Source organism: Variovorax sp. 20P10.2.4, from assembly GCF_058244205.1.
In genome coordinates, this window is sequence record NZ_JBZAYE010000637.1 from 1 (window position 1) to 4,057 (window position 4,057).

At 72.3% G+C, this 4,057-nt stretch carries 5 protein-coding genes; 3 read left to right on the forward strand and 2 right to left on the reverse strand.

Going from position 1 to position 4,057, the window contains the following annotated elements; all coding sequences use genetic code 11:
* Positions 1-344 (reverse strand): enoyl-CoA hydratase/isomerase family protein (locus AC27VN_RS34700; protein WP_490879539.1); only part of this gene is annotated, 344 nt, incomplete at its 3' end.
* A gap of 179 nt (positions 345-523) precedes the next feature.
* Between AC27VN_RS34700 and AC27VN_RS34705 the strand changes: the two genes are divergently transcribed.
* Positions 524-1,426 carry a LysR family transcriptional regulator gene (locus AC27VN_RS34705; RefSeq protein ID WP_093355618.1) on the forward strand — a complete coding sequence of 301 codons (903 nt, stop codon included), beginning with the start codon at positions 524-526 and terminating at the stop codon, positions 1,424-1,426.
* Here AC27VN_RS34705 and AC27VN_RS34710 read toward each other — a convergent pair.
* Entirely contained in the window at positions 1,410-2,138 is a 729-nt protein-coding gene (locus AC27VN_RS34710) for a GntR family transcriptional regulator (RefSeq protein WP_203204324.1), read from the reverse strand. The genes AC27VN_RS34705 and AC27VN_RS34710 overlap by 17 nt on opposite strands.
* Positions 2,139-2,253: 115 nt before the next feature.
* Here AC27VN_RS34710 and leuC point away from each other — a divergent pair, with 115 nt between their 5' ends.
* Positions 2,254-3,660, forward strand: a complete 1,407-nt coding sequence (gene leuC / locus AC27VN_RS34715; RefSeq protein WP_490879540.1) for a 3-isopropylmalate dehydratase large subunit — start codon at positions 2,254-2,256, stop codon at positions 3,658-3,660.
* Positions 3,657-4,057, forward strand: a 401-nt coding sequence (gene leuD / locus AC27VN_RS34720; RefSeq protein WP_490879541.1) for a 3-isopropylmalate dehydratase small subunit, incomplete at its 3' end; no start/stop codon positions are given. The genes leuC and leuD, both read left to right, overlap by 4 nt.

The window sequence follows — 4,057 nt, forward strand, 5'->3', positions numbered from 1 at the left end:
TCGAGGCCGCCGCCGAGCGCGGCGCCATGGATGGCGGCGATCACGGGCTTGCTGCAGTTCTCGATCTTCAGGCAGGCCTCGGGCAGCGAGGGCGGCTGCGGCGCCTGGCCGAACTCGCGGATGTCGGCGCCGGCGATGAAGTTGCGGCCCGCGCCGACGATCAGCACGGCCTTGGCCGCGGCGTCGGCCTCGGCCGCGTCGATGGCGGCCACCAGGCCGCGGCGCACGTCCACGCCCAGGGCGTTGACGGGCGGGTTGTCGATGGTCACGACGAAGACGTCGCCCTGGCGCTCGAAGGCGACGGGACCGGAGGACGTGGAGGGGCTGGAGGTCGGGGTGGCCATGTGCGTGTCGCTTGTCTCGGTGACGCGCCGGAGCGGCGCGAGGCTCTGGGGAGGTCGAACCCCCTTCCGCGGGCGGCGAGGGTCCTGGGGTGAACCCCGCATTCTTTGCACCCATCCCGGTTTTGACAATTGCATAGTCGGTTGACAGACTGTCAAAGGATTTTTGACAAAATCCGGCCATGGACCTCCAATCGCTGACCCTGCTGGTCGAAATCATCGATGCCGGCAACCTGAGCGCGGCCGCGCGCCGGCTCAAGATGACCCGGGCCAACGTCAGCTACCACCTGAACCAGCTCGAGCGCTCGGTCGGCGCGCAGCTGGTGCGGCGCACCACCCGGCGCGCCGAGCCGACCGAGATCGGCCTGCGCCTGTACCAGCACGGCGTCGCGATCCAGGGCGAGCTGCGCGCGGCGCGCGAATCGGTCACCACGCTGGGCGAGGGACTGCAGGGCCAGGTGCGGCTGAGCGTGCCCAGCGGCTACGGGCAGCTGGTCATGGCCGACTGGCTGATCGACTTCAAGCGCCGCTACCCGGGCATCGTGCTCGACGTGGTGTTCGAGAACCGCATCGAGGACCTGCTGCGCGACGAGGTCGACATCGCGATCCGCGTGATCCCCGAGCCGCCGCAGAACCTGGTGGCGCGCGCGATGGGCCCGGTGCGCTACGTGGCCTGCGCCTCGCGCGACTACGCGGCGCAGCATCCGCTGCCGGTGCAGCTCGACGGGCTGCACGGCGCGCCGGTGGTCACGGCGGCGGTCATCGGGCGGCAGCTGCGGGTGTCGGCCTACCAGGGCGAGATCCGGCGCGAGGTGGTGCTCGAGCCGACCCTGATCTCGGAGAACTTCCTGTTCCTGCGCCAGGCCATCCTCGCGGGCCTGGGCATCGGCCTGGTGCCCGACTACGTGGTGGCCGAGGACGTGCGCCGCGGCGAGGTGCTGACCACGCTCGACGACTGGCGGCTGTCGATCTTCGGCACCCAGATGTTCATGCTCTACATGCCGAACCGCCAGCACACGCGCGCGATCCGCACCTTCATCGACTACACGCTGGAGCGCGTGCGCGAGGTCAGCCCCGGATCGTGACGTGCGAGTGGAAGCGGTCCGAGGGGCCGCGCAGGCGCTGGAACTCGAAGGGCCGGTCGGCCTCGTCGTGGCCGATGCGCAGCACGTCGACCAGCGCCGAGGCCATCGGCACGCCGAGCAGCGCGGCCAGCGGCGCGTCGGCCAGCGTGGCGCGCGTGAGCATCTCGATGCGGCCGTAGCGGATGCCCTGGCCCTGCAGCAGCTCGGTCAACGACAGCCGCGAGAAATCGGCCCGCACGAAGCGCCGGCCCACGTCCTCGATGAGGTGGACGATGCTGTGCAGGATCGGCAGCCGCCCGGTGCTGCGCAGCCGCACCACCTGGAGCACCGGCGTGCCTTCCTCGAGCCGCAGCGCGGTGGCCACGTCGGCGGGCGCGGGCACGAAGCCGAACTCCTTGACCGACGGCTTGCTGCGCGAGCGGCGCTCGGCCATGGTGGCGAGGAAGGACTCCATCGGCATCGGCAGCGGCGCCGAGCGCAACGGCGCCGACACGTAGGTGCCGCGGCCGCGCTGGCGCTTGAGCAGGCCGCGTTCCTCCAGCGACTGCAGCGCGCGCCGCACCGTGACGCGCGAGACGCCGTACTTCTCGCGCAGCTCCTCCTCGGTGGGGAGCTGGTCGCCGTCGCGCAGTCGCCCGCTGGCGACCATGTCCTCGATCAGGGTCGAGATCTGGTGATGCAGTGCCACGCCGGGCTGCCTGTTGAGGTCCATGGGCAAATCTTAGCGGTCGATGACGGGGGCGGGTCGGGGCGTTGGCTAAAAGTATTGATATCAATACAATAAGACCGAACGACACCCACGACAGCCAACGTCCAGAGACCCCCGCATGCCCGGCCGCACGCTCTTCGAGAAGATATGGGACGCCCACGTGGTGTCCGACCTGGGCGGCGGCTTCTCGCTGCTGCACGTCGACCGCCACCTGGTCAGCGATCCCGGCAGCAAGGCGCTCGCGGCGCTGCGCCGGCGCGGGCTGCCGGTGCGCCATCCCGAGCTGACCTTCGCGATGCCCGACCACACGGTGTCGACCGCGCCGGGCCGCGAGGGCCACACGCCCAACGCCATCCGCTATCTGGCCGACCTGCGCCACGAGACGCGGCTGCAGGGCATCCGCCTGTTCGACGTCGGCCAGCCGGGGCAGGGCATCGTGCACGTGGTCGGGCCCGAGCTCGGGCTCACGCTGCCGGGCGCCTCGGTGGTCTGCAGCGACAGCCACACCTGCACCCACGGCGCGCTCGGCGCGCTGGCCTTCGGCATCGGCGCCACCGAGTTCCAGCACGTGGCCGCGACCCAGACCATCGTGCTGCAGCGCCCGCGCCAGATGCGCATCCGCTTCGAGGGCACGCTGCCCGCGGGCACCAGCGCGAAGGACCTGATCCTGCATGCCATCGGCCGGCTCGGCGCCACCGGGGCCTCGGGCTGCGCGGTCGAGTACGCGGGAGCGGCCATCGACGCGCTCGACATCGAGGCGCGCATGACGGTGTGCAACCTGTCGGTGGAGATGGGCGGGCGCTTCGGCATCGTCGCGCCCGACGCGCGCACGCTGGCCTACGTGCGCGGCCGGCCGTTCGCGCCCAGCGGCGCGCAGTGGGACCAGGCCGCGGCGCAATGGGCCACCTTGCGCAGCGACGACGACGCCGTGTTCGACCGCGAGGTCTGCATCGACGTGTCGGAGGTCGTGCCGCAGGTCACCTGGGGCACGAGCCCGCAGGACACCATCGGCATCGACGCGCGCATTCCCGATCCGGCGGCCGCCAGCGATCCGGCGCAGCGCGCCGCACGGCAGGCCGCGCTCGACTACATGGGCCTGCGCGCCGGCGACGCGATCGCGGGCACGCCGGTGGACTGGGTGTTCATCGGCTCGTGCACCAACGCGCGCATCTCCGACCTGCGGCTCGCGGCCGAGACCGTGCGTGGCCGGCGCGTGGCGAGCGGCGTGCGCGCCTGGATCGTGCCGGGCTCGGAGCTGGTCAAGCGCGAGGCCGAGGCCGAGGGGCTGGCGCAGGTGTTCCTCGACGCCGGCTTCGAGTGGCGCGAGTCGGGCTGCTCGCTGTGCGTGGCGGCCAACGGCGAGGCCGTGCCGCCGGGCCTGCGCGTGGTGTCGACCTCGAACCGCAACTTCGTCGGCCGCCAGGGACCGGGCGCGCGCACCCATCTCGCGAGCCCGCAGCTCGCGGCCGCCGCCGCCATCGCTGGCTGCCTGGTCGATCCGCGCGCCATGGAGGCCCGGCCATGACCCCGTTCGGCGTGCTCACCGCCACGGCCGCGCCGCTGTGGCGCGACAACATCGACACCGACCTGATCGTGCGCGTCGAGCCGCTGTTCGGCGGCGTGCCGCGCGAGGAGCTCGGCCCCCATGCGCTGGCCGCGCTGCGCTTTCGCGCCGACGGCAGCGAGGACCCGGCCTGCGTGCTGAACCAGCCGCGCTACCGCGGCGCGGGCATCCTGCTGGCGGGCGACAACTTCGGCTGCGGCAGTTCGCGCGAAGGCGCGGTGTGGGCGCTGATGGCGCTGGGCATCCGCTGCATCGTCGCGCCGAGCTTCGGCGACATCTTCCAGGGCAACTGCTTCCAGAACGGCCTGCTGCCGGTGCGCCTGCCGCGCGCGCAGGTGGAGGTGCTCGCGCGCGCCGT

What these genes read in the sequence shown, in the direction of transcription:
- leuC (WP_490879540.1), top strand. Translation starts at nt 2,254, where the DNA reads ATGCCCGGCCGCACGCTCTTCGAGAAGATATGGGACGCCCACGTGGTG.
- AC27VN_RS34705 (WP_093355618.1), top strand. Translation starts at nt 524, where the DNA reads ATGGACCTCCAATCGCTGACCCTGCTGGTCGAAATCATCGATGCCGGC.
- AC27VN_RS34710 (WP_203204324.1), bottom strand. Translation starts at nt 2,138, where the DNA reads ATGGACCTCAACAGGCAGCCCGGCGTGGCACTGCATCACCAGATCTCG.